The following is a 25,063-nucleotide window of genomic DNA, read 5'->3' as shown; positions in this document are numbered from 1 at the left end:
TCTTAAGCCTAAAGGTGAAACAGACTATTCTGTTTTGCTATAGATTAAGAAGAAGTGTAAACCATACCAGTTAAAAATCAAATAGAAGCAATAAGTGTCCATGGATCCAGAATTATTCTGGGTCCTTTTTGTTTCTTATTTGGGGTCTAAAGTACTCAAGATATCCGCTCTAAATGAAATTCAAAGCGCTCCTAAGGAAGGGGTATCCGCTCTAAATGGAGTTCAAAGTGCTCCTAGGGGAGGAGAACCCGCTCTAATGAAGTTCAAAGCACTACTAAGGGAAGGCTCCCGCCCTTATTGTGAAAAAACCTCTACTCAACACCATAAAAAATTCCTTCATTTGACATTAAAGAAAATCTGTATTACTCTATACATAACAGATTTCTGTTTGGTTACAAGCAATACAGATTGGAGGGTTATTATGCAAATACAATTAGATCCAAACAGTGAATTGCAGCTATATAAACAATTGGCCAATCAAATAATAGAATGCATTGCGCAAGGTGAGCTGAAAAATGGTGATACTTTACCGTCTGTACGTTCGATGGCTACAGATCTAGGCATCAATGTTAGCACGGTCAGTAAAAGTTATCATGAGCTTGAAGAGAAGGGCTTAATTGAATTGAAGCCGAAAGCAAAAGCGGTCATTATTGGTGGTCAAAAGAGAGCGCTGGAAGAAACGGAGGTTGAAAAAGTCGAAAATGCCTTGAAGCCTATCATGGCGGAGGCTTTTGCGCGTGGCCTCGAGAAAGAGCAAATGACAAGTTTGTTCCAGCGAATTTTAAAACAATGGAAGTAGGGGTAGTATGCTTATAATTGTAGGCATCTTTATCATTGTCGGAATTATGGAAATGATGACACCACATTTAACAAGAAAAACACTTGTTTTTGGTGTTTCCATACCCGAACCATATGTCAAACATCCACAATTAAAGCTGTGGAAGAAGCATTATAGCCAAATCATCGCAGGGATTGCTGGCTTATTCCTAGTAGGTCAAATCGCTCTCTATCTTTCACCTATACAAGAGGAGAAGGTATCTTTAATTTCCTTTATCCTTTTGTATGTCATGCTCCTTTTATCATCAGGTCTTTACATGAGTTATCATGCTAAAACGAAAAAATTAAAGGTGCAGGAGCAGTGGGAGGCACAAATAAAAACAATATATGTGACAGATTTGTCTATCCGTCAGAAAGAGGAAACATTATCACCTATATTTTTTAGTGTACCCATTATCATCACACTTGCATTAATCGCTTTTACGTACATGAACTATGAGTCAATCCCTGAGGTTTTCGCGATACATTGGAATGGGGGAGGGGAGGTCGATGGTTGGACTCAAAAATCGCGGCTCTCAGTCATCAGTATGCCACTTATATTATTGGCAATACAAATTAGTTTTTTCATGATGAGTCAAGGCATGAAAAGTGCCAAAATTCAATTAAGTGCACAGGCCAAAGAAGCATCCATTCATCGGGAGTTAACTCAGCGTAAATACGGAAGCTGGTACCTGGCAGCTATTAATTTTAGTATGACAATTCTATTTGTTGTTTTACACTATACAACTGTTATTTTACAAGACCAAACAGCTCCCTACTTCTTCCCACTTTTTCTTGTCTTTAATGTCGTTACGTTGGGTGGTTTACTAGTGTTCATTTGGAAGCTCAGTAAAAGTAATGAACGTTTTGATGAGGTACATACAAATGAAACAGCTGCCACAGATGATCAATACTGGAAATGGGGTATTTTTTATTGCAATAAAAATGATCCATCCCTATTAGTGCCTAAAAAGTTCGGGATTGGTTGGACTGTTAATTTCGCGAACAAATGGTGTTACATCTTAATAGTGATTACGTTACTGCCAATTTTATTGGTGATTTTCATATAGAAAGGAAGATTAGATGAAAAAATGGTTATTGATTTGCTGTACAATTTTACTTTTAGCTGCCTGTGGGCAAAAAGAGGTCACTGCTCAACATCAAGGAACAAAGGGGACAAATGCAATGAATGAACAGTTTATTGGAAAATGGGAAGGGAATATTGAAACGCCAAACGGACCATTACCGATTATTATTGATTTAAAGAAGGAAAGTGGTACATTATCCGTGCCAGCACAGGGCTTATCTAATTTTCCGTTTCAAAGTGTGACGTATACAGGTGATAAAGTAAAAGTGTCCATAAATTTAAACGGCTCTGCTATTGCCATTAATGGCACAATCAAAAATGAACAAATAGAGGCTACATTTCAACAAAATGGTGGGAAATTTCCTTTAATACTAAAGGCTTATAAAGAGCAACCTGTTACCTATGACACATTAAAAATTCCCGTTCAAAACGGCAACTTAACGGTAGCTGTACAAAAGGCTTCCCCATCTCCATCACCAGTGGCACTGATAATAGCAGGATCGGGGCCAACTGATAAAGATGGTAATTCCGCTTTGGCTGGAAAAAATAATAGCTTGAAAATGTTGGCCGAAGGTTTAGCACAACAGGGCATTGCGACGGTGCGTTATGATAAGCGAGGACTTGGTGACAATCAAGCGCTCTTAACAAAGGAAGGGGATGGAACGTTTGACCAATACGTGGATGATGCTGTACAAATTATCCAAACATTGATGGCTGATAAAGCCTACACAAGTGTCCATATAATTGGCCATAGCGAAGGCTCACTCATTGGTTTGCTCGCGGCTCAAAAGACAGGCGTAGCATCCTTTGTCTCCTTAGCTGGTGCAGGTAGATCGTTAGATGAAGTGCTTTTAGAGCAATTAAAAGGTCAATTAGCACCAAAGCTTTTTAATGAATCCACGAATATTTTGACAGCTTTAAAGCAAGGGGAGCAAGTGAAAAATATTTCGCCAGAGCTACAGGCCCTTTTCCGTCCATCTGTACAGCCTTTTCTAATTTCCTTGCTAAAATATCAACCTGCTAATGAGCTTGCAAAAGTAAAAAGCCGTGTATTGTTAGTCCAAGGAACAACGGATTTACAAGTGAAGGAAGCCGATGCTGAGGCATTGAAGAAAGGCAAACAAGACTCAAAATTACTTTATCTAGCGGGTATGAATCACGTATTGAAAAAGGCACCGGCAGATCGCGCCAAAAACTTAGCAACCTATGCAGACCCTTCGCTGCCACTGCATGAAGAATTACTACCAGCAATTGAGCAATTTATTAAAAATGAAAAGTAGGATAATTAACCTTGGGAGTACTTGTCTATTTAATAATCATGCTGCCGTTTCTCATCTTCGCCATTGTTCTATCGCAAGGTAAAGGAGCTTTTCTACTTGAAGGCTTTCATACGATGGCACAGGAAAATAAAGAACAATATGATGAAAAGGCACTGGCAAGATTTATGGGAAAAATGATGTATGGCTACTGTTTTTGTGTCCTTTTATGGATACTAAACGAATTTTTCCATACACAATGGTTATTTCATGTAGGTCTTGTACTTTTTGTTGCCCTTACGATATTTTTATTGATCTATGCGAACACAGGTAATCGTTTCAAAAAATAGCATGTAAGAGAAAGTAGAACCATTTTATAATGGTTCTATTTTTTTTGTAAGCGCTTTATGAAAATTCTTTAAAATCTAAATATTTGGAAAACCGTAATTTTAGTGTCGCGAATATGCTCGTTCACGCGCTGTTTTTCTTCTTTTCTGTAAAAATAGAATTTTAAGAATAATTAGTATTATTATAGATGACATTAAAAAATTACTAAGTTAGGAGAATTCTTTGATATGTCGCAAATGTTAGCACTGACGATAGTACTTGCTATTCTTTACATCGGAGATATCGTAGCAACAAGAACGAAGGCGTGGATTCCATCTGTGTTCGTCTGTGCGGTATTATTTTTAATTGGCTATTGGACATTCTTCCCGAAAGATATTGTTAGTATTGCCGGGATTGGTCCAGTCGTTGCCACGATGTTAATGTATTTATTAATTACGAATATGGGTACACTTCTGTCCCTTAAGGAATTGAAAAACCAGTGGAAAGCCATCGTTATTTCTTTAGCAGGTATTGTAGGCATCATCGCCATATTATTTACAATTGGTGCCTTGCTATTTGATTTAAAAACGATGATTGTTGCAGTTCCACCATTAGTCGGTGGTGTTGTGGCAGCGCTAGTGATGTCAGAAGGCGCTTCTGCAGCTGGCTTAGAGGATTTAGCCGTCTTTGCCATTGTAATTTATGTCATTCAAGGTTTTGCAGGATATCCCATCACGTCCATTGTATTGAAGCGTGAAGCAAAACGTTTATTAAAAGAACACCAGCAAGGGAATATACAATCGGTAACACAGGTAGAGGAAGATGTTGAACAGGCATCTGAGCAACCAAAATTATTTAGGAAAATTCCTCCCAAGTACAATACAGAATACTTTAAATTTTTCCGTTTAGCGCTTGTTGGATTATTAGCGTATGGTACATCTACAGCATTAGCACCTGTTGTGACAGTCAATGCGTTAGTGCTATGCCTAGTGTTTGGTGTCCTTGCATCGACATTTGGTTTTTTAGAAAGACAACCATTGCAAAAAGCAAATGGCTTCGGTTTTGCCATTATGGGGTTAATGCTCTTTATATTTGATGGCTTAAAACAGGCTTCCCCTGAAATGCTGATGCGTATTATTGTGCCATTAGTAGTGTCTATTGTCTTAGCAGTTATTGGTATGTATATTTTCTCTTTCATCGCAGGGAAAGTTTTAAAGGTCAGCCCGAATTTAGCGTTTGCTGTATCCTTAACAGCGCTCTATGGGTTCCCCGCAGATTATATTTTAACGAATGAAGTAGTGAAATCGTCCACAGCCGATCAAAAAGAACGAGAAATGCTGTTAAGTCATATGTTACCACCGATGCTTGTGGGAGGTTTCATTAGTGTAACGATAACATCTGTGATTTTAGCGGGTATTTTTGTCAATTGGCTATAAAGAAGGAGAGAGTCAGCATGAATAAAATGAAAGAAATTATTGCGGAATTAAATAGTGAGCTTGTGGCAATTCGTCAAAAATTGCACAGTGAGCCAGAGCTTTCTTGGGAAGAATATGAAACAACGAATTATGTAGCAGCATATTTAGAGAACCTTGGTATTCCATATAGACGAACAGAGCCAACAGGCATTATTGCGGAGTTAAAAGGGGGCAAGGAAGGAAAAACCGTTGCCTTACGTGCAGATATGGATGCATTGTCAGTTTATGAAATACGAGAAGATATTCCGTATCGCTCTAAAACGGATGGTAAGATGCATGCCTGTGGTCATGATGCGCATACAGCCATGTTGCTGATTGCAGCTAAGACATTACATACGGTACAAGAAGAAATTGAGGGAACAGTTCGTTTTATTTTCCAGCCAGCGGAAGAAGTAGCTACAGGCGCAAAAGCGATGGTAGAGCAAGGAGCAATGAAAGGTGTAGATAACGTCTTTGGTATTCATATTTGGTCACAAATTGACACAGGGAAAATTCAGTGTAATAAAGGTCCTGCCTTTGCCTCTGCTGATATTTTCAAAGTGCGCTTTAAAGGGCAGGGCGGTCATGCCGCAGTACCACATGATGCCATTGATGCCGTGATGATTGCTTCAACGTTTGCTTTGAATGTCCAAACAGTTGTGGCACGTACAGTCAATCCACTTCAACCTGCCGTTCTTACAATTGGAAAAATGGAGGTTGGCACACGCTTTAATGTAATTGCAGAAGATGCCATTTTAGAAGGGACTGTGCGTTGTTTTGATAAAGAGGTTCGTTCACATATCGAAACGCAAATTCGTCATTATGCTGACCAGATTGCCTCACTTTATGGTGGCACAGCAGAGGTCGTTTATGAATATGGTACACAAGCCGTCAACAATGATGTGGCGAGTGCCAGCTTAGTCGAGCGCCTTGCAGCTGAACATTTTGGCGCGGATGCTTATCATATTGATGATCCGACAATGGGTGGAGAAGACTTTAGCTTTTACTTAGATGAAGTACCTGGCTGTTTTGCTCTAGTAGGCTCAGGCAATACAGAAAAGGATACACGCTGGGCACATCATAACGGCCATTTTACTATCGATGAAGATGGTTTGCGCGTTGGAGCCGAATTATATGTACAATATGCGTTAACTTGGTTAAGCGAAAACTAATAAAGTGAAGTAAATAAGCTTCTTATGAAATTAGTATAAATTCACCTTAACTGGTCATAATAAAGAAGATTTCACTTATGAAATCTATAATGATGAGGAGGATGAAAAATGAGTAGGTTCGAACAACTAGACCCCAAATCTCAAAAAATCCACCGCAACTGGTCAAGGATTAAGCGATCAAAATCGCAAGTAAATGGTGAAACGGAGATTACTCTCCATAACCGTCTCTTGCGAAGTGAAGCAAAGGCCCGTCAGTTTTAATCATGCTAGAAAAGTAAGTGTCATCAAGCCCAGAAAAAATTCTGGGTTTTTCTTTATGACTAAGAAAGATGTATTATATTGTAAGGAAGTAATTTCTAACAGAAAAGGAGGGGAAAGCTATGATTAATCCTATTCCCATTTATCTACAGCAATTTGCAGGAAACGTCCAAATTATAGATGACGTTGAATCCCAGTTTCAGCTTCATTCTAGTGCAGGCAATGAACAATTTGAAATTTGGTATTACGGTGATTTGCTAATGATTGAAGGGGAGGAAATGCCTTATATTACAGGCTCAACCGCTAGAATCGTTGCTAAAGATCCTTTATCCGCGGAGGAAATTTTGCTCTTTGATGCGACGCTACATGGTTATAATGCGCTATTTTGTGAGGCGTATACAGAGAATCACCGTGACAACCGTCCACTAGAAAAATATAATTTACCCGAAACAAAAGTCGTATTATCATTTTTCTATAACATCGACTATGACGAAGAAATAGACGAATATGAGGTAGATGAACAAGAAAATGTTCAACTTATAAATGGAGAAACCACTAACTGGGAAACGATTAAAAGAAATGGCTATGATGCATTTGCTTTTTATTTTAAAAAAGAAGATGGAACACTTTTAGCATTTGCTGAAGAAGAACTAGCCTAATAGGAAGGGATTTTCGCGAAATGCAACTCATACAATTTACACAAGATTTAGCAAATCCAATTCATCAATACCAATCCATCGATACATTTTATAGAAAAATCACGAAAACGGAAGTACCTACGATGATTGGTTTCATCTATATTGAGCCAGGCGGTGTGGTTGGTTTGCATGACGCCCCCATTCCACAGCTATTTATCGTTATTAATGGAGAGGGATGGATTAGTGGTGAAGATGGTGAAAAAATCACGATAAAAACAGGACAGGGAGTACTATGGCATCAAGGACAGGCACATGAATCTGGTAGTATAACGGGCTTAACAGCACTTGTTTTCCAAGCGGAGCAGATAAATCTTACATAAATAAAAGTGTAACGGTAGTTGCAAGAACCGTTACACTTTTTCATATTGTTTAACCAATTTAACTGTTTTAAGTAGATGGCCATCAAATTGTTCATCAAATTCTTCTATTGCTACAAATCCCTTTGCTTGATAAAAATGCATACCAAGTTTATTTTCTTTCTCTACACAAACAAATAAAGACGATAGATTTGGGAGCATGCGTAGTCCTTCCTGTAAAAGTGCAGTACCCACGCCCTTACCATGCATATCAGGATGTAAATAAATCGCATGTAGCTCCGCCTCACCTTGTGTTACATTTGAAAAATTAGCAAAGCCTACTAGCCATTCATCAAAAATTGCAACGAGAAACGGACTATTGATAAGACGTTCGATTAATCGTTCTCGACTATAAGCTAGTTGTAAAAAACGATCTTGAATGTCACGTGGAATGATTCCTTCGTATGTATGATGCCAGCTTATTCTAGCAATTTCTTGTACAAAAGTAATGTCATTTTCTTGCATCTGTCGTATAATAAGTGTCAACACTTTTCACCTGCTATTCCAATTTTTCTCTTTATTGTAACATTCAATCATTCAAAGGGGGTCACTTTCATGCAAGTAATTGAAAAAGCTTTTGGCTATATCACGAGAACGCATGAGGATCAATTACAGGTACTCGTATTTGAACAGAATTCAGTTGGGGCAGGTATCCAGGTGCCCAAAGGTACGGTTGAGGAAGGGGAAACACCTTTAGATGCTGTGAAACGTGAAATGCTAGAAGAAACAGGTCTAACCACACTTGTCGTTCAAGCGCTAATAGCACAGGATTATTTTAACCATCCATCAGGTGTTTTACAGAAACGGTATTTTTATCATTTAACATCCGATGAAACACGGGATGCATGGCAACATCATCCAACAGGCTTAAACGAAGGGGATTTAATCTTTTCATTCTATTGGATTTCAGCTGAGCAAGATGCCCTGCTAGCAAAGGGGCATGGCGATTATTTATACCGATTGTTAGCAAAGGTGAGAAATTGAACCTATCATAATAAAACCGCGTCAATTGGACGCGGTTTTTATGTTGATTCAATTAAGCCTTGGCAGCAATCTCTAGGGCTTGTGCAAAATCAGCAATTAAATCATCAACATGCTCAAGTCCTACAGAAAAACGTAGAAGACCATCTGTGATGCCTCGTTTAGCACGCTCTTCAGGCTCCATAGCAGCATGACTCATTTTTGCAGGGTAAGAAAGGATAGATTCTACTCCTCCAAGAGAGACCGCAAATACTGGAATTGTCATCGCCTCAACCAATGCCTTTGCAGCTGTATAGCTTGGTAGTCGGAAGGATAAAACGGCCCCAGGACTTGTGCTTTGACGTTGATGAATAGCGTAGCCAGGGTGTGAAGCAAGCCCTGGATAGTAGACCTGCTCAACTAGTGGATTGCTAGCCAAATACACAGCAATTTTTTGTGCAGATTCAGCAGAACGACTAAAACGTACATCTGTTGTTTTGATGTTTTGTAGTAGTGTGAATGAATCCTGTACACCTAAAATATTACCGAATGAATTTTGGATAAAGTAGAGATCCTGACCTAGCTTTTCATCGGCAGTAACCGTTAAGCCAGCAATAATATCAGAATGTCCAGATAAAAACTTCGTTGCACTATGAATGACGACATCTACACCAAGTTCTAGTGGGCGTTGGTGTAACGGTGTCATAAAAGTATTATCCAAGAATGTGAGGCAGTGGTGTTGCTTAGCAAGCGCCACTACACCACGAATATCTGTAATGCCTAACGTTGGATTTGATGGTGTTTCCATATAAAGTAGTTTTGTAGCTGGCGTGATTGCTGCTTCTACAGCTGCTAGATCCGTAAAATCTACAAATGTATGGGAAATCCCAAAGCGCGGCAACACCTTTGTTACAAAACGATAGGTTCCACCATAAACATCCTCAGTCATGACGATATGATCTCCCTGCGATAACAGCATTAATGCTGCTGATACGGCAGCGATACCAGATGAAAATGCATGGGCACGAACGCCACCCTCAAGCTCTGCTACAGCTTTTTCTAACGCATCTCTTGTAGGGTTGCCTGAACGAGCATAATCATATTCTCCAAATTCATCTATACTTTCTTGATGGAAAGTAGACGACAGATACATCGGGACGTTAACAGCCCCTTTTTTATTACTATAGCCATCACGAACACCTGCGTGAATGAGGCTTGTTTCAATACGGTGCTTCATCAATTACGCCTCTTTTCTAAGGATATCAAACACTTGTCGTAAGTCTGCCATTAAATCTTCTGCTTCCTCAATGCCAACAGAGAAGCGTAATAAACGATCACAAACGCCACGCTCCACACGCTCTTCATAAGGCATATCTGCATGTGTTTGTGTAGCAGGATACGTAATAAAGCTTTCGACACCGCCAAGACTTTCAGCAAAAGTAATTAACTTTAAGTTACGAAGGAATGGGTCAATCCACTCAGGCTTTTGCAAGCGGAATGACAGCATGCCACCTTTTCCAGTATAAAGGACATCGGTCACTAACTCTTCTTCCTCTAAGTAAGCAGCAATTGCCTTCGCATTGGCATCATGTTGCTTTAAGCGTAGATGCATTGTTTTTAGACCACGAATAAGTAACCATGAATCCATAGCTCCTAGCACCATACCACTACCATTATGAATAAAGCCAATGCGTTCGGCTAATTCTGTGCCTTTAGCAACCACTAGCCCAGCTAAAACATCATTATGACCACCAATATACTTCGTTGCAGAATGAAGCACAATATCTGCGCCTAATTCAATAGGGCGTTGGAAGTATGGCGTATAAAATGTATTATCCACAATTAGCCATGCCCCATGCTTATGTGCTAACTCCGCATACACTTGTAAATCAAACTCCTGCATAAGTGGATTTGTTGGTGTTTCAATAAATATTGCACGGGTATTTTCATTCATCAATGCTTCCACCTGTTCAACCGATTCAAATTTTGAATAAACAGGCTTAATATTATAAGTATCTTGGAAGAAGTTAAATAGTCTATATGTACCACCATATAAATCATCTGGCACGACTAATTCATCGCCTGGTTTAAATAGGGATAACACCAATTGAATGGCAGCCATCCCGGAACTACAGGCAAAGCCCATATCGCCACCCTCTAAATCAGCAATTCCTGCTTCTAAAAGAGCACGTGTTGGATTTTTTGTACGTGTATAGTCAAAACCAGTAGATTCACCAATCCCAGTATGTTTATAAGCAGTCGATAAGTGAATGGGTGGGCTCACAGCTCCTGTTGCTGGGTCACTTAAATTACCAAGTTGTACAAGCTTTGTTTCTATACTTCTGTTTAATGTCATGACGTCACTCTTTTCTTCAATATTATTAAAAGCAACAGCTTTCGCTTTCAATTTAATAGTATTCTCAATAATTGTTACCAATTTAACATGGATACTAAAGAAGAACAAGGTGATTTCTGAAAATTAGCTAGATTATTTATAGTTAATCACCTAGGAATAGTAGGAGATTAACTGTGGCTTTATGCGAAATAAATAGTTTCTAAGTTAGCGAATAGAAGATAGAAAGTAGCGGTTAGAACGTGAAAAGTAGTGGATACAACGCGAAAAGTGGCGGATAGAACAGACAAAGTGAGGGATAGGTTTTGAAGTAGCGGATAGAACGTAAAAAGTGGTGGATACAACGTGAAAAGTGGCGGATAGAACAGACAAAGTGAGGGATAGGTTTGAAGTAGCAGTTAGAACATGAAAAGTAGTGGATACAACGTGAAAAGTGGCGGATAGAACAGACAAAGTGAGGGATAGGTTTTGAAGTAGCGGTTAGAACGTGAAAAGTAGTGGATACAACGTGAAAAGTGGCGGATAGAACAGACAAAGTGAGGGATAGGTTTTGAAGTAGCGGTTAGAACGTGAAAAGTAGCGGATACAACGTGAAAAGTGGCGGATAGAACAGACAAAGTGAGGGATAGGTTTTGAAGTAGCGGATAGAACACAAAAAGTAAAGGATGCAAAATAAAAACATCTGCCTCCTTTGAGAGACAGATGCTTTAACAACATGTTAGGCTTGTTCTTTTTTTAGCAAGTCGCGAATTTCTTTGAGAAGCTCTTCTTTGGCATCGAGTTCAGGTGCTGGTTCTTCCACGACTGCTTCTTCTTTTTTACGTGTGAGCTTTGTCATAATTCGTAAGGCCATAAAAATGGCAAATGCTATGATTAAAAAATCAATGATGGATTGTAGAAATACACCAAAATTGATTTGGGCTTCACCTGAGCCAAAAACAAAACTCTTTGTTAAATCAATACCACCTGTTAAAACACCGACCAATGGCATGATGATATTTTCAACTAAGGAGGTAACAATTTTACCGAAAGCACCACCAATAACTACTGCTACTGCTAGATCGACAATATTGCCTTTCATCGCAAATTCTTTAAAGTCTTTCCACAAAATAAATTCCTCCCTATTAATAACCAATAAACGAATCAATCTGTATTTTACTATATTTTTACCAAACCTTTCAACTGCTTTCATGGTGGAAATGATGTACTTTCATAGATGTGGAAGACTTCAATCTTTCAAAATGAAAAGATATACTGCACATGACGGAAAATTTGGTAATATAGAAAAAGAATACTAGATTAGGTGTGACGTATGGCAAAGAAAAAGAATAACAAACCCATGTTATCACCCGCGACAAAATTGGGTATGATAGCATTATTGATTCCAATTGCAATTACCGTGTATGTCCTCACGTTTTTTGCTTGGAAAGAGCTTCAAACATTACCGATATTCGAAAAGCTTGTCCAGCAAAAGGCAATTGAGGAGATTCAACAGCATTTCGATATGAAAATTCCTGAGCAATACATTCCCGTTTATGTAGCTGCAGAAGAAAAATATGGTGTACCCTGGACATTACTTGCTGCTCATCATCGTATTGAAACACGGTTTTCTACGGTAAAATCAATGGTATCATCTGCTGGGGCAGAGGGGCATATGCAATTCATGCCCTGTACATTCGTTGGCTGGCAGCATCCTACATGCTCAGGTTTAGGTAAAGGAAGTATCACGAAAACTGAATTAATGAGTCCTGAGAAGATTGCTAAATACGGAGGATATGGTGTTGACGCAAATGGGGATGGAATAGCCGATCCTTATGATATAGAGGATGCAGTATTTAGTGCTGCGAATTACTTATCTAAATACGGTGCTGCGACAGGGAATATTAAGAAAGCTGTTTATCAATACAACCATAGCGAGAAATATGTTGAGGATGTGTTATATTACTACCAGTTGTATGATGATTTTCACGATGAGCTCCAAGCAGCTGTTCTTTTACATGGAAAATAATAAAGAGCCATCACACTGGATGGCTCTTCATTACATATTTAAGTTGCTTTACGCATACCTTTTAAAATAAGGCTGACGATAAAGATCAACACGATGGCACCGATTAGTGCTGGGAACACATAGAAATCACTTACTCTCCAGCCCCAGTTCCCTAAAACCATACTACCAATCCAAGAACCGACAATCCCTGCAATAATATTCCCGATGATGCCGCCTGGTACATCTTTACCTAAAATGACGCCAGCTAACCATCCAAGAATTCCTCCAATAATTAAATACCAAATGAAACTAATCATTACTTTCATCTCCTTAAATTTAAGATATAATGGCGATTACTTAGTTATACCCTGAATGGAGTAGATTAAACACTGTGATTTGTTTAGTAATTATTACATGTTGTAAATAAGGCTGTAGACAAATGAATGCAGCTCCTTTGCTGTGCTCACTTTATAGCTAATCCAACTGCATAAATTACTGTGAAAATGTCCACATTAACTACAATTACTTCTATATTGTACATACACCGATTATCGCTTACTTCTATAGTATGTTCATGCATTCAATTCGTACCAGAAATGAATGAAACGCCAGTAACAATAAAAAACAGCCATTTAACTAAATTATTTACTACAATAGCCATTTCATTCGTGAAAAAATACATTATTTATTGAAACAGAATGTCAATTCCCTGTACAATTCCTTATTTTTGGGGAGAATTTTTAGAGTAGAGAAAGAAAAATGGGTAAATTTCCACTTTTTAATAGTTTGAAAATTCTGTATAAAGGGATTATAATGTAGAAAAGGAGCGTGGTCGTATGAATATGGCTGTTATGAAACGTTTAAATCGTCAAGGATTTTTAATTGCTGGTTTGCATTTATTAGTGATGCTAAATCTTGCAGCTGAATTCTTATACGCATCGTAATCAACTTAATAGAAAGGTGAATAAAATGTTTATCCCCTATTAAAACAACCGTGTAGTCTTATTGTAAAACAGGCTCACGGTTGTTTTATTATGCTTAATTAACTGAAAAAAGGAATTGTTCTGCTAAATGTCAAATACATAGTTTATACAAGGGAGTGATGAAATGACGTCAAGATTGGATCAAGCATTTTGTGATTTGGAAAGACCATTTGCATGGTTAGATTTAGATGCACTAGATAAAAATATACAAATGGTTCAAGATGCTTGTGGTGGAAAACAAATTCGTATTGCAACAAAATCGATTCGTTCTATTGAGGTCCTTCGTTATATACAGAAAAAACTTGTGAATGTTGTGGGGGTTATGACATTTACTGCAGCAGAGACCCTTTTTTTATTGGAGCAGCAGTTTGATGACTTATTGCTTGGCTATCCAGTAATGGAGGAAGCAATGATTCGTCGATTGTTGCATTTTGTAAAGGAAGGAAAAATCGTTACCTTTATGGTAGACAGAGCAGAACATATCCAACTATTGGCGAAATTAGGACAAGAGATAGGCGTATGTGTACAGGTTTGCATTGATCTTAATGTTTCGAATGATTATAAAGTATTGTATTTTGGAACAAAACGTTCGTCATTGTCTTCTCTTGAAACGTTGACACCTTTTTTACAAACCATTCAAAATACCCCTGTAATTGAAGTGGTAGGAGCGATGGGCTATGAGGCACAAATAGCAGGGGTTGGCAATCGTCCTGCAAATGCTTTAAAAGGTAGAATCATAGAAGCCATGCAAGTACAAGCCAAAAAGCAAGTAACGCAGTTTCGTCGATTAGCGATCGCCCATATCAAGGCCTATTTTCCCAACCTGCGCTTTGTGAATGGTGGAGGATCGGGAAGTATGACGTACACCAATCAACAGAAGGAAGTAACGGAAATTACAGTTGGCTCAGCTTTTTATGCACCTGCATTGTTCGATCAATTTACACATTTACAGCTAGAAAAGGCTGCTGGATTTGCCTTACGTGTAACAAGAATGCCGGAAAAAAATATCGTTGTTTGTCATGGGGGAGGCTACACGGCTTCTGGAGCCATTGGGATGGATCGTTTGCCTGTATTCTATGACCCTACTACTTTTGCATATCTTAGCCTAGAAGGCGCAGGGGAAGTGCAAACACCCATTAAGGTCAAAGGGAAGAGTGTCCATATTGGCGATACCATTTATTTTCGACATGCGAAGGCTGGAGAGCTTTGTGAGCGTTTTCAGGTCCTCCATGCTATTCGTGGGAACAAGTATGCAGGACATTACACAACATATAGGGGGGATGGACAATGTTTTCTATAGAAAAATGGCGAAATGGTGAAAAGTGGACAAACTGGGCTGGTAATGTTATTTCCTATCCGAGTGAAATGTATTTACCACACTCTATTGATGAAGTTTCAGCAATTGTGAAGCATGCGTGTCAATCAGGAAAGACAATCCGTGTCACAGGTGCTGCTCATTCTTTTAGCGCTGTGGCTATGCCTGAGCATATAGCCATTTCCTTACATAATCTGCGTGGATTAATCGCTGTGAATGAGGAAAGGCAGGAGGCAACATTATGGGCGGGGACCTACCTATATGAAATTGGACCAATGCTAGCGAAACACGGTTTTGCGTTAATCAATATGGGCGATATACAGGAGCAAACCATAGCAGGAGCAGTGTCAACTGGCACACATGGTACAGGGGTTACACTTGGTTCTCTATCGTCAGCTGTCCAGGCATGGGGATTTGTAGACGGTACGGGTACTTATCAGGAACATAGGAGAGGTATGGATGATTTATCTGAAGCACTGCATGTATCTCTTGGGATGCTAGGTGTTCTGGTCAAAGTAACGATTAAAGTCATACCACTATATGGTTTGCATTATGTGGGGGCAAGAGAAACATTGACAAATGGTCTCTCGTTATTTGCGGGGGATATTCGTCAACATCGTCATGTGGAGTGGTTTTATTTCCCTGGTAGTGAAACAATTCAAGTAAAACGGATGAACGCGGTCGCGCCTGTCTTTCAAAGTGAATGGAATAAAAAAATAGAAACGTTAAAGCTACAAATAGTAGAAAATGGTGCTTTCTTTGCGATGTCAGAGCTTTGTAAGTGGAAACCAGGTTTAAGTGGTGCCATGAGCAAAATAGCGGCTGCCAATGTGGTAGAAAGTGAAAAAGTAGGGATAAGCTATGAAATTTATCCCTCACCTCGTAGCGTGAAGTTCCAAGAGAGTGAATATGCCATCCCACTATCACAGTTTGAAGCTTGTTTGGAGGAAATCCATGCAACCTTTAAAAAAGGGACTTTTAATGTTCATTTTCCTTTAGAGTGTCGAACAACTGCAGGCGAAGCAGGTTTTTTAAGTCCAACACAAGGGCGTGAGTCGGCTTTTATAGCCTTTCATATGTATAAGGGAATGGCAGAAGAGCCTTACTTTAAATGGGTGCATACATTGATGCAAAAATATGAAGGTCGTCCTCACTGGGGAAAACAACATCATTTAACAGCGCAAACGGTCTATGCGTTGTATCCAGAGATTGAAAAGTTTTTAAGCATTCGACACCAATATGATCCTGAACAAGTATTTTTTACAGGATACTTAAAAAAATTGTTTCTATTGTAAGCGTTATCTCTAGGGTTGGATGATTTAAGTTATTCAAATATATGGGAATTATTTATTTACTTATTGTTGTTTATTATTGAAAAATTAAAATTTGAACGAAATGTCAAAATTTTTATCAAAACGAGATAAAACTGATGCTTAATCAGCATGTAAACGATTTCAATTTTGACAGATTTTTTGAATTGTTTAAACAATTCAAAAAATACTGTTGACGAGACCTTTTTTTCGTACTATGATAACAACAATTTAACACGTTCGTTACAGCGGTAATCGTCTAAGAGACTATTACTCTATAAACAAAAATTAAAAAGACAGAACATTTTGTCTATAGAAACGAACATAGTATGGATAGCAATGAGGGGCGTTTAAAATGAGAAGTGACATGATTAAAGTAGGCGTAGATCGAGCGCCACATCGAAGTCTTTTATATGCAACAGGCAAAGTAAAAGCAAAAGATCTAGGCAAACCATTTATTGGGGTTTGTAACTCTTATATCGACATAATACCAGGTCACGTTCATTTACGTACGTTCGCTGATGTAGTGAAAGAAGCTATTATTGAAGCGGGTGGTATTCCATTCGAATTTAATACAATTGGTGTCGATGATGGTATTGCAATGGGGCATATTGGTATGCGTTATTCCTTACCAAGTCGTGAAATTATAGCAGACTCTGCTGAAACAGTTATTAATGCACATTGGTTTGATGGCGTATTTTATATTCCAAACTGTGACAAAATTACACCAGGAATGCTTATGGCAGCGGTTCGTACGAATGTACCATCTATCTTTGTTTCAGGTGGTCCAATGGAGGCAGGAACTTCTGCAGCAGGGAAACAGCTTTCCTTAACATCTGTGTTTGAAGGTGTAGGAGCACACAAATCAGGAAAAATGTCTGCGGAAGAGCTGTTGGATATTGAGAATAATGCTTGTCCGACGTGTGGTTCATGCTCAGGCATGTTTACAGCAAATTCCATGAACTGCTTAATGGAAATGCTTGGTGTTGCTTTACCTGGAAATGGTACAATCGTTGCCACTTCTGAAGAGCGTCACAAGCTGATTAAAGAAGCAGCTAAGCAATTAATTCGCATGGTCAAGGAAGACGTTAAACCTCGCGATATTATTACAAAAGAGGCAATTGATGATGCTTTTGCTCTTGATATGGCAATGGGGGGCTCCACAAATACAGTTCTTCATACATTAGCAATTGCCAATGAAGCCGAAATAGATTACAACATTGAAGATATTAATAAAGTAGCGGAAAGAGTGCCTTATTTAGCAAAAATCATGCCTGCTTCAGATATTTCAATGGATGATATTAATAAAGCGGGTGGAGTAAGTGCCATTATTAATGAATTAACATCTATTCCAGGTGCTATTCATCCAGACCGTCCAACCGTAGCAGGCGTTACAATGGGTGAGCTTGTCAAAGATTATCACATCACGAATGATCAAGTCATTCGAACAAAAGACAATCCATATAGTGCTGTAGGTGGATTATCCGTTTTATTCGGTAACATCGCACCAGATGGCTCTGTTATTAAAGTAGGGGCCGTTGATCCTTCTATCAAAGTATTCAAGGGCGAGGCAATTGTTTTTGATTCACAAGAAGCAGCACAAGAAAACATTGATAATGGAACGGTGAAAGAGGGCCATGTAGTCGTCATTCGCTATGAAGGACCTAAGGGTGGCCCAGGGATGCCAGAAATGCTTGCACCAACATCTGCCATTCAAGGTCGAGGCCTTGGTACAAAGGTTGCATTAATTACAGATGGTCGTTTCTCAGGTGCATCTCGTGGTATTTCAATTGGCCATATTTCACCAGAAGCTGCTGAAGGCGGTCCAATCGCTTTAGTAGAAAACGGAGATATTATCGAAATTGATCTACCAAATCGTACGATTAATTTACAAGTTTCAGATGAAGTTTTAGCTGAACGTCGTGCAAAATTACCAGTCTTTGAGCCAAAAATCAAACGGGGTTGGTTAGCAAGATATTCAAAATTAGTGACGAGCGCTTCCACTGGAGGCGTAATGAAAATTTAACAACTAGATAAATAAAAACGTTGATGAGGTTAAAGGTTCTAGAGCCTTGTATCTACCAGAGAGCCGGTCGTGCTGGAAGCCGGCGATACAACTAGATCCGACATCCCCTCGGAGTGGGCTATTAAACGTGTTAACACCATTAGATAGCTCCGGGCATAGTCGAAAGTGCTCGTTATTAATGAATAAATGTTTTATGGCACTATATTGGATGCGATGTCTTTCGCATTGGTGCATAAATGCTGTCATTTATTCGCGAGGTAGCAATTATTTGCTATAAAAAAGGGTGGTACCATGGAAAGTCTTTTTCATCCCTACGTAAGGTAGTTCTTTGCGTGTGGAGAAAAAGGCTTTTTATTATTTTCACGATGCAATTGAACAGCCTCTCAACGAAAAGGATGAGAGGAATAGTCAATCCAGCTATTGACACTTCACTAATCTACAACACTGATGTGTGAGTTTGAAAGAAATGAAGGAGGCATAATTTGATGAGTGCGAATGTTTCAATCAATGAACAAGAACAATTAGCTACAACAGCAACAGCTGAACAAACCTATCAAGCAAAGGACGGTGCAGATGTATTAGTGCAGGCATTGCACGATCAAGGGGTTGAAATTGTCTTTGGCTATCCAGGAGGAGCCGTATTACAAATTTATGATGCGATGTATAAAAACCCAATTCGCCATATTTTAACAAGACATGAACAGGGTGCTATTCATGCGGCGGAAGGCTATGCTCGTGTTTCAGGTAAAACGGGCGTTGTTATTGCCACAAGTGGACCTGGTGCAACAAACCTTGTAACAGGTATTGCGGATGCCATGATCGACTCTATTCCATTGGTTGTTTTTACAGGACAGGTTGCGACATCTGTGATCGGAACAGATGCTTTCCAAGAAGCCGATATTATGGGGATTACAACACCGATTACAAAGCACAACTATCAGGTGCAGGATGTCAATGATATTCCCCGCATTGTGAAGGAAGCTTTCCATATCGCTAGCACAGGTCGTAAGGGACCAGTTGTCGTGGATTTCCCAAAAAACGTTTCCCAAATGTTGTTTGATGTAGAGAATCCACCGCAAGCACCTGATGAAATTTATTTACCAGGCTATCAGCCAACATATAAACCAAATTATCTACAAGTCCAAAAGGCGATTCAAGCCATTTCATTGGCAAAAAACCCAATCATCTTAGCGGGTGCAGGTGTTCTTTTTGCGGATGCACGTGAGGAATTAACGACTTTCGCAGAAAAATATCGTATTCCAGTAACGAACACATTGCTAGGATTGGGCTCCATCCATGGTGAACATGACTTATTCCTTGGGATGGCTGGGATGCATGGTACAGCTACAGCAAATACAGCGATCACAAAATCGGATTTATTACTCAATATTGGGGCACGATTTGATGATCGTCTAACAGGTAATCTAGCTACATTTGCACCAAATGCAACGATTATCCATATCGATATTGATCCTGCTGAAATTGGCAAAAATGTACCGACAGATATTCCAATTGTTGCTGATGCCAAGGAGGCTTTAAAAGCCCTATTGAAAAAGGATTTCCAAGGTCCTGATACAGCCGATTGGTTAGCTTATTTAAGGAATCATGCAATGGAATATCCATTATGGTATTGCAAGGATACAAATACGCAAGAAATCCTACCACAAGAGGCATTGCAATTAGTGCACAAGGTAACTGAAGGGAATGCCATTGTGACGACAGATGTTGGGCAGCATCAAATGTGGGCAGCACAATATTATCATTTAAATAATGATCATGCATGGGTAACGTCTGGTGGACTTGGTACGATGGGCTTCGGCTTCCCGGCCGCAATTGGCGCCCAATTTGCGAAGCCAGACAAAAAAGTTATTTCGATTGTAGGAGATGCAGGATTCCAAATGACGGCACAGGAGCTATCCATCCTACAGGAATTTAACTTACCAGTAAAAATAGTGATTTTGAATAATAGCTGTCTAGGCATGGTGCGTCAATGGCAACAAACATTCTATGAAGAGCGCTATTCATCATCACTGATGCCGATCCAACCAGATTTTGTTAAGTTAGCTGATGCTTATGACATTAAAGGCTATCGTATTAACACAATCGATGAAGCAGAGTCTATTTTCCGTGAGGCACTGCTGTCTGATGAGCCAGTATTAATTGACTGTCGAGTGAAACAGCTTGAATGTGTTTACCCAATGGTAGCACCTGGCAAAGGCTTACATGAAATGATTGGGGTGAAAAAGAATTGAAACGAGTAATTACCGTAACTGTGATTAACCAAAGTGGTGTATTAAACCGTTTGACAGGTTTATTGATGAAGCGTCAGTTCAATATTGAATCGATTACAGTAGGTCATACGGAGCAACCGAATTTTTCAAAGATGACCTTCGTTGTTAACGTAGAGGACGAACGCAAAATTGAGCAGCTAGTGAAACAGTTATCCAAGCAAATTGATGTGTTAAAGGTCAATGACATAACCGATAAATCGATTGTTCTGCGAGAGCTAGCACTAGTAAAGGTGATTTCCCCACCAAATTTACGTTTGGAAATGAATTCAATTGTTGAGCCGTTCCGAGCCCAAATTATTGATACAGCCAAAAATGTTGTGACATATCAAGTAGTAGGACATCCAGAGAAGATTGATGCCTTCATCGAACTCATTCGACCGTATGGCATTAAAGAACTTACACGTACAGGAGCAACTGCCTCCGTTCGTGAAACACAAAAAGTCTCAAACCCGCAGCTCTCTATTTTAAAATAGTTTGCATATAAAAATAAATAGCTTTATAGACAAAGCAAGAATCTAAAGCTATAAAAAACAAAACATATTCTAGGAGGAAATTAACTATGGCTACAATGTACTATGAGCAAAATATCAACGAGGACGTATTAAAAGGAAAGAAAATCGCAATTATCGGTTACGGTTCACAAGGTCATGCACATGCTTTAAACCTTAAAGAATCAGGTTTTGACGTGGTAGTAGGCGTTCGTCCAGGTGGATCTTTCGATGCGGCAAAAGCAGATGGTATTGACGTAAAAACAGTAGCTGAAGCTGCACAAGAAGCAGATGTTATCCAAATTCTATTACCAGATGAGCGTCAAAAAGCAGTTTATGAAGCGGAAATTGCGCCACATTTACAAGCTGGTAAAGCATTGATGTTTGCACACGGCTTCAATATCCATTTCGGTCAAATTACACCACCAGCAGACGTTGACGTATTTTTAGTAGCACCAAAAGGACCAGGACATCTAGTTCGTCGTCAATTCCAAGAAGGTGCTGGGGTACCAGGACTATTCGCTATTCACCAAGATGCTACAGGCCAAGCAAAAGATTTAGCGCTTGCGTATGGTAAAGGAATCGGTGCTGCACGTGGTGGGCTTCTTGAAACAACATTCAAAGAAGAAACAGAGACAGATTTATTTGGTGAACAAGCGGTACTTTGTGGTGGTGCAACACAGCTAGTAAGAGCAGGATTCGAAACATTAGTAGAAGCTGGTTATCAACCAGAATTAGCCTACTTTGAAACACTACATGAGCTTAAATTAATTGTTGACCTAATGTTTGAGGGCGGTATGGCAACAATGCGCTACTCAGTTTCAGATACAGCAGAGTGGGGAGATTATGTGGCAGGACCACGCATCATCGATGAGTCTGTAAAAGCTCGTATGAAAGATGTATTAACAGATATCCAAGATGGTACATTTGCTCGTCGTTGGATTCAAGAAAATGAAAATGGTCGTCCAGAATATACAAAATTCAAAGAAGCTGGTGCGAACCATCAAATCGAAGAAGTAGGCGCTAAACTACGTGCTATGATGCCATTCATCAACGAAGGTAAAGAAAAAGTTGTGAGAGAAGTGGCGACAAGTGCGAAAAATTGATATTTTCGATACTACGCTTCGCGATGGTGAACAATCTGCTGGGATTAACTTAAACACAGCTGAGAAGATTGAAATTGCCAAACAATTAGAGCGCCTTGGTGTGACAATTATCGAAGCAGGATTTCCTGCTTCGTCACCCGGTGACTTTGATGCGGTCCATCGCATTGCAGGTACAGTAAAAAATTCCATTGTGACGGGGCTAGCTCGCTGTATCCAAAAGGATATTGATGCTACATGGGAAGCGATAAAATTAGCACAACAGCCACATATTCATATTTTTCTAGCCACATCACCTATTCATATGGAATACAAATTAAAAAAATCTCCTGATCAAGTGGTGGAGCAAGCGATAGAGGCTGTTAAATACGCTAAAAAATTCTTCCCACTTGTACAATGGTCTGCTGAGGATGCATTCCGCTCTGATCGTGAATTTTTAGTGCGAATTATGAACGAAGTGGTTGCTGCTGGTGCAACAACGATTAATGTTCCAGACACTGTAGGGTATGCATCCCCACAAGAATATGGTGCATTATTTAAGTTCCTACTGGAAAATGTCAAAGGTGCTGACAAAGTGAAATTCTCCGCCCATTGTCATGATGATTTAGGGATGGCAACAGCTAACACGATTGCAGCAATAGAAAATGGTGCTGCACAAGTCGAAGGAACGATCAATGGTATCGGCGAGCGCGCAGGTAATGTGGCACTCGAGGAAATTGCTGTAGCACTTCATATTCGCAAGGACATTTATCAGGTGCAAACAGGCATTCAGTTGCAAGAAATTAAACGGACGTCTCAATTAGTCAGTAAATTGACAAATGTTGTGATTCAGCCAAATAAAGCGATTGTAGGAAGAAATGCATTTGCACACGAATCGGGCATCCATCAAGATGGTGTCTTAAAAAATCCAGAAACCTATGAAATTATTTCACCTTCTTTAATCGGCGAAGGTGAAATACCATTAGTTCTCGGGAAACATTCTGGTCGTGCAGCCTTCCGTGATCGTGCGGAAACAATGGGCTTCCATCTTTCTGATGAAAAGTTGAACAAAGCATTTGTGGAATTTAAAAAATTGGCTGATCGTAAAAAAGAAATTACAGAGGAAGATTTACTCACTCTTCTTACTGAGCAGCAAGTTCAAGTAGAAGATGTACCACTCTTTGAGTTGAAAATGGTGCAGGTACAATATGGTACTGAAAATATTCCTACAGCGACAGCCATTGTGCTTACACCTGAGGGACTAGAGAAAACCGTTGTAGCTACTGGCTCTGGTTCAGTAGAAGCCATTTTTAATACACTGGAGCAACTTGTACCTGGAGCTGTACATGTCATTGATTACCGTGTGACCTCGGTTGGCAAAGGACGAGATGCACTGGGTGAAGCGGTTATTAATATTCGCTATGATGAGGTTTCGACTACAGGCCGTAATTCCTCTCAAGATGTTTTAGAAGCATCGGCAAAAGCTTATTTAAATGCTATTAACCGTCATTTAATTCAAGCAAGCCTTCGCGCACATCCTGTATAGGTTTCTGAGGTAGTGAATTGTATGAAGTACCATTCACAAGTCGGATGCAATGATGTCATGGCGTATTGTATCAATTAACCAAAAATTACGCTTAGACGTAATGACTACGCTCACCTCGATAAAAGGTAGGTGAGCGTCTTTACTAAATTAGCGAATACGCTATACAAAGAAAGGTGTTTTGACGATGGAGAGAAAAATTACAGTACTTCCCGGTGATGGAATTGGGCCAGAGGTTGTTGCTTCTGCTGTACGTGTATTACAGGTGATTGGTAAACGATTTAATCATACATTTCATTTAGGATATGCAACAATTGGTGGTGCTGCGATCGACCAGCATAATAATCCATTACCGGATGAAACAATCGAGATGTGTGAAAATAGTGATGCGATTTTATTAGGAGCTGTAGGTGGTCCAAAGTGGGATCAAAACCCTCCTGAATTGCGCCCAGAGAAAGGGTTACTACGAATTCGGAAACACTTCGATTTATTTGCCAATCTACGTCCAGTAAAGGCGTTCCCGAGTTTACTAGATGCTTCACCATTAAAGCGTGAAGTGGCTGAAAACGTTGATTTAATGATTGTACGTGAACTAACAGGCGGCGTATACTTCGGGGAACCACGTATGCGTACTGAAAATGGCGCAATTGATACAACGGTGTACTCTAAAGCAGAGGTAGAGCGTATCGTTGAAAATGCCTTTGAACTAGCACGTTTACGTGGTGGCAAATTATGCTCTGTTGACAAGGCGAATGTGCTTGAAACAAGTCGCTTATGGCGTGAAGTTGTAGAAGCAAAGAAAAAAGAGTATCCAGATGTAATCGTAGAACATAACCTAGTAGACTCTGTCGCAATGAAACTGATTACAAATCCTGGACACTATGATGTAGTCGTTACTGAAAATATGTTTGGTGATATTTTAAGTGATGAAGCATCTGTTATTACTGGTTCTCTAGGTGTTTTACCATCCGCATCCATTCGTGGTGATAATTTTGGCTTATATGAACCAGTACATGGCTCAGCACCAGAAATTGCAGGGCAAGGTGTAGCAAATCCTGCTGCAACCATTTTATCCGTAGCGATGATGCTGCAATATTCATTTGGCTTAAAAGAAGAAGCAGCAGAAATTGAACGCGCTGTAAGTGCAGTATTTGATGATGGCTACTTTACAGCAGATCTTGCTCGTGACGGCAGTCGTATTTTATCAACTAATGAATGGACAGATAAGGTAATTAACGAAATTGATACTAGCTTTGTATCACAAAGTATTATGACAACATATATTTAAAGAAATAGGTGAA

At 39.5% G+C, this 25,063-nt stretch carries 24 protein-coding genes; 19 read left to right on the top strand and 5 right to left on the bottom strand.

Annotated features, from left to right (window positions below; all coding sequences use genetic code 11):
* The first annotated feature begins 421 nt into the window (after positions 1-421).
* The 9 genes from L6W14_RS13375 (at position 422) to L6W14_RS13335 (ending at position 7,388) form a co-directional block, all read left to right on the top strand.
* Positions 422-799, top strand: coding sequence for a GntR family transcriptional regulator (locus tag L6W14_RS13375; RefSeq protein ID WP_054549216.1), 378 nt, complete (start codon positions 422-424; stop codon positions 797-799).
* 7 nt (positions 800-806) lie between these two features.
* Positions 807-1,886 (top strand): DUF1648 domain-containing protein, encoded by a 1,080-nt coding sequence (locus tag L6W14_RS13370; protein WP_237898183.1) that lies wholly within the window; start codon positions 807-809, stop codon positions 1,884-1,886.
* A 13-nt stretch (positions 1,887-1,899) separates the two neighbouring features.
* Positions 1,900-3,183 carry an alpha/beta hydrolase gene (locus tag L6W14_RS13365; RefSeq protein ID WP_237898182.1) on the top strand — a complete coding sequence of 428 codons (1,284 nt, stop codon included), beginning with the start codon at positions 1,900-1,902 and terminating at the stop codon, positions 3,181-3,183.
* An 11-nt stretch (positions 3,184-3,194) separates the two neighbouring features.
* A complete protein-coding gene (locus tag L6W14_RS13360; RefSeq protein WP_131521514.1) occupies positions 3,195-3,509 on the top strand; it encodes a DUF3784 domain-containing protein in 315 nt (104 codons plus the stop codon).
* A 225-nt stretch (positions 3,510-3,734) separates the two neighbouring features.
* The gene (locus L6W14_RS13355) at positions 3,735-4,922 is read left to right on the top strand and encodes a hypothetical protein (protein ID WP_131521513.1); all 1,188 of its coding nucleotides are present in this window, start codon (positions 3,735-3,737) and stop codon (positions 4,920-4,922) included.
* Between the two features lie 17 nt (positions 4,923-4,939).
* Positions 4,940-6,112 (top strand): amidohydrolase, encoded by a 1,173-nt coding sequence (locus tag L6W14_RS13350; RefSeq protein WP_237898181.1) that lies wholly within the window; start codon positions 4,940-4,942, stop codon positions 6,110-6,112.
* A gap of 108 nt (positions 6,113-6,220) precedes the next feature.
* Positions 6,221-6,373, top strand: coding sequence for a YpzG family protein (locus L6W14_RS13345; RefSeq protein ID WP_004231380.1), 153 nt, complete (start codon positions 6,221-6,223; stop codon positions 6,371-6,373).
* Positions 6,374-6,492: 119 nt separating this feature from the next.
* Positions 6,493-7,029, top strand: a complete 537-nt coding sequence (locus L6W14_RS13340) for a hypothetical protein (RefSeq protein WP_131521511.1) — start codon at positions 6,493-6,495, stop codon at positions 7,027-7,029.
* A 20-nt stretch (positions 7,030-7,049) separates the two neighbouring features.
* The gene (locus tag L6W14_RS13335; RefSeq protein WP_131521510.1) at positions 7,050-7,388 is read left to right on the top strand and encodes a cupin domain-containing protein; all 339 of its coding nucleotides are present in this window, start codon (positions 7,050-7,052) and stop codon (positions 7,386-7,388) included.
* Between the two features lie 30 nt (positions 7,389-7,418).
* Here L6W14_RS13335 and L6W14_RS13330 read toward each other — a convergent pair whose 3' ends face one another.
* The gene (locus L6W14_RS13330; RefSeq protein WP_004231387.1) at positions 7,419-7,910 is read right to left on the bottom strand and encodes a GNAT family N-acetyltransferase; all 492 of its coding nucleotides are present in this window, start codon (positions 7,908-7,910) and stop codon (positions 7,419-7,421) included.
* 69 nt (positions 7,911-7,979) lie between these two features.
* Here L6W14_RS13330 and L6W14_RS13325 point away from each other — a divergent pair, with 69 nt between their 5' ends.
* Positions 7,980-8,408, top strand: coding sequence for an NUDIX hydrolase (locus L6W14_RS13325; protein WP_004231389.1), 429 nt, complete (start codon positions 7,980-7,982; stop codon positions 8,406-8,408).
* A 52-nt stretch (positions 8,409-8,460) separates the two neighbouring features.
* Here L6W14_RS13325 and L6W14_RS13320 read toward each other — a convergent pair whose 3' ends face one another.
* From L6W14_RS13320 to mscL, 3 genes are all read right to left on the bottom strand, one after another.
* Positions 8,461-9,621 carry an aminotransferase class I/II-fold pyridoxal phosphate-dependent enzyme gene (locus L6W14_RS13320; RefSeq protein WP_131521509.1) on the bottom strand — a complete coding sequence of 387 codons (1,161 nt, stop codon included), beginning with the start codon at positions 9,619-9,621 and terminating at the stop codon, positions 8,461-8,463.
* A gap of 3 nt (positions 9,622-9,624) precedes the next feature.
* On the bottom strand, positions 9,625-10,740 hold the full coding sequence (locus tag L6W14_RS13315) for a methionine biosynthesis PLP-dependent protein (protein ID WP_131521508.1): 1,116 nt from the start codon (positions 10,738-10,740) through the stop codon (positions 9,625-9,627).
* 715 nt (positions 10,741-11,455) lie between these two features.
* A complete protein-coding gene (gene mscL / locus L6W14_RS13310; protein WP_009370295.1) occupies positions 11,456-11,845 on the bottom strand; it encodes a large conductance mechanosensitive channel protein MscL in 390 nt (129 codons plus the stop codon).
* Between the two features lie 204 nt (positions 11,846-12,049).
* On the opposite strand from mscL, the gene L6W14_RS13305 reads away from it, so the two are divergent.
* On the top strand, positions 12,050-12,745 hold the full coding sequence (locus L6W14_RS13305) for a lytic transglycosylase domain-containing protein (protein ID WP_237898180.1): 696 nt from the start codon (positions 12,050-12,052) through the stop codon (positions 12,743-12,745).
* A 38-nt stretch (positions 12,746-12,783) separates the two neighbouring features.
* Here L6W14_RS13305 and L6W14_RS13300 read toward each other — a convergent pair whose 3' ends face one another.
* Positions 12,784-13,041, bottom strand: a complete 258-nt coding sequence (locus tag L6W14_RS13300; protein WP_004231402.1) for a GlsB/YeaQ/YmgE family stress response membrane protein — start codon at positions 13,039-13,041, stop codon at positions 12,784-12,786.
* 790 nt (positions 13,042-13,831) lie between these two features.
* Between L6W14_RS13300 and L6W14_RS13295 the strand changes: the two genes are divergently transcribed.
* The 8 genes from L6W14_RS13295 to leuB all read left to right on the top strand — a co-directional run bounded on the left by L6W14_RS13295 (position 13,832) and on the right by leuB (position 25,050).
* Positions 13,832-15,007: an amino acid deaminase/aldolase gene (locus L6W14_RS13295; RefSeq protein WP_237898179.1), complete on the top strand. Its 1,176-nt coding sequence runs from the start codon at positions 13,832-13,834 to the stop codon at positions 15,005-15,007.
* The gene (locus L6W14_RS13290) at positions 14,995-16,317 is read left to right on the top strand and encodes a D-arabinono-1,4-lactone oxidase (RefSeq protein WP_131521505.1); all 1,323 of its coding nucleotides are present in this window, start codon (positions 14,995-14,997) and stop codon (positions 16,315-16,317) included. Before L6W14_RS13295 ends, L6W14_RS13290 begins: the two co-directional genes overlap by 13 nt.
* A 370-nt stretch (positions 16,318-16,687) precedes the next feature.
* Positions 16,688-18,358, top strand: a complete 1,671-nt coding sequence (gene ilvD, locus L6W14_RS13285; RefSeq protein ID WP_004231412.1) for a dihydroxy-acid dehydratase — start codon at positions 16,688-16,690, stop codon at positions 18,356-18,358.
* A 485-nt stretch (positions 18,359-18,843) separates the two neighbouring features.
* Entirely contained in the window at positions 18,844-20,610 is a 1,767-nt protein-coding gene (gene ilvB, locus L6W14_RS13280) for a biosynthetic-type acetolactate synthase large subunit (RefSeq protein WP_237898178.1), read from the top strand.
* Positions 20,607-21,122, top strand: a complete 516-nt coding sequence (gene ilvN / locus L6W14_RS13275) for an acetolactate synthase small subunit (RefSeq protein WP_004231416.1) — start codon at positions 20,607-20,609, stop codon at positions 21,120-21,122. The genes ilvB and ilvN overlap by 4 nt, the downstream gene beginning before the upstream one ends.
* Positions 21,123-21,208: 86 nt before the next feature.
* Positions 21,209-22,243, top strand: a complete 1,035-nt coding sequence (ilvC, locus tag L6W14_RS13270) for a ketol-acid reductoisomerase (RefSeq protein ID WP_016991908.1) — start codon at positions 21,209-21,211, stop codon at positions 22,241-22,243.
* A complete protein-coding gene (locus L6W14_RS13265; RefSeq protein WP_131521503.1) occupies positions 22,230-23,765 on the top strand; it encodes a 2-isopropylmalate synthase in 1,536 nt (511 codons plus the stop codon). Before ilvC ends, L6W14_RS13265 begins: the two co-directional genes overlap by 14 nt.
* A 184-nt stretch (positions 23,766-23,949) precedes the next feature.
* The gene (leuB, locus tag L6W14_RS13260; RefSeq protein WP_004231422.1) at positions 23,950-25,050 is read left to right on the top strand and encodes a 3-isopropylmalate dehydrogenase; all 1,101 of its coding nucleotides are present in this window, start codon (positions 23,950-23,952) and stop codon (positions 25,048-25,050) included.
* Positions 25,051-25,063: the final 13 nt, after the last annotated feature.

Origin of the sequence: Lysinibacillus sp. ACHW1.5 (assembly GCF_022014815.1) — a bacterium.
GTDB lineage: Bacteria > Bacillota > Bacilli > Bacillales_A > Planococcaceae > Lysinibacillus > Lysinibacillus capsici.
Note: the sequence above shows the minus strand (reverse complement) of the source record. Positions and strands in the feature narration are given on the sequence as shown.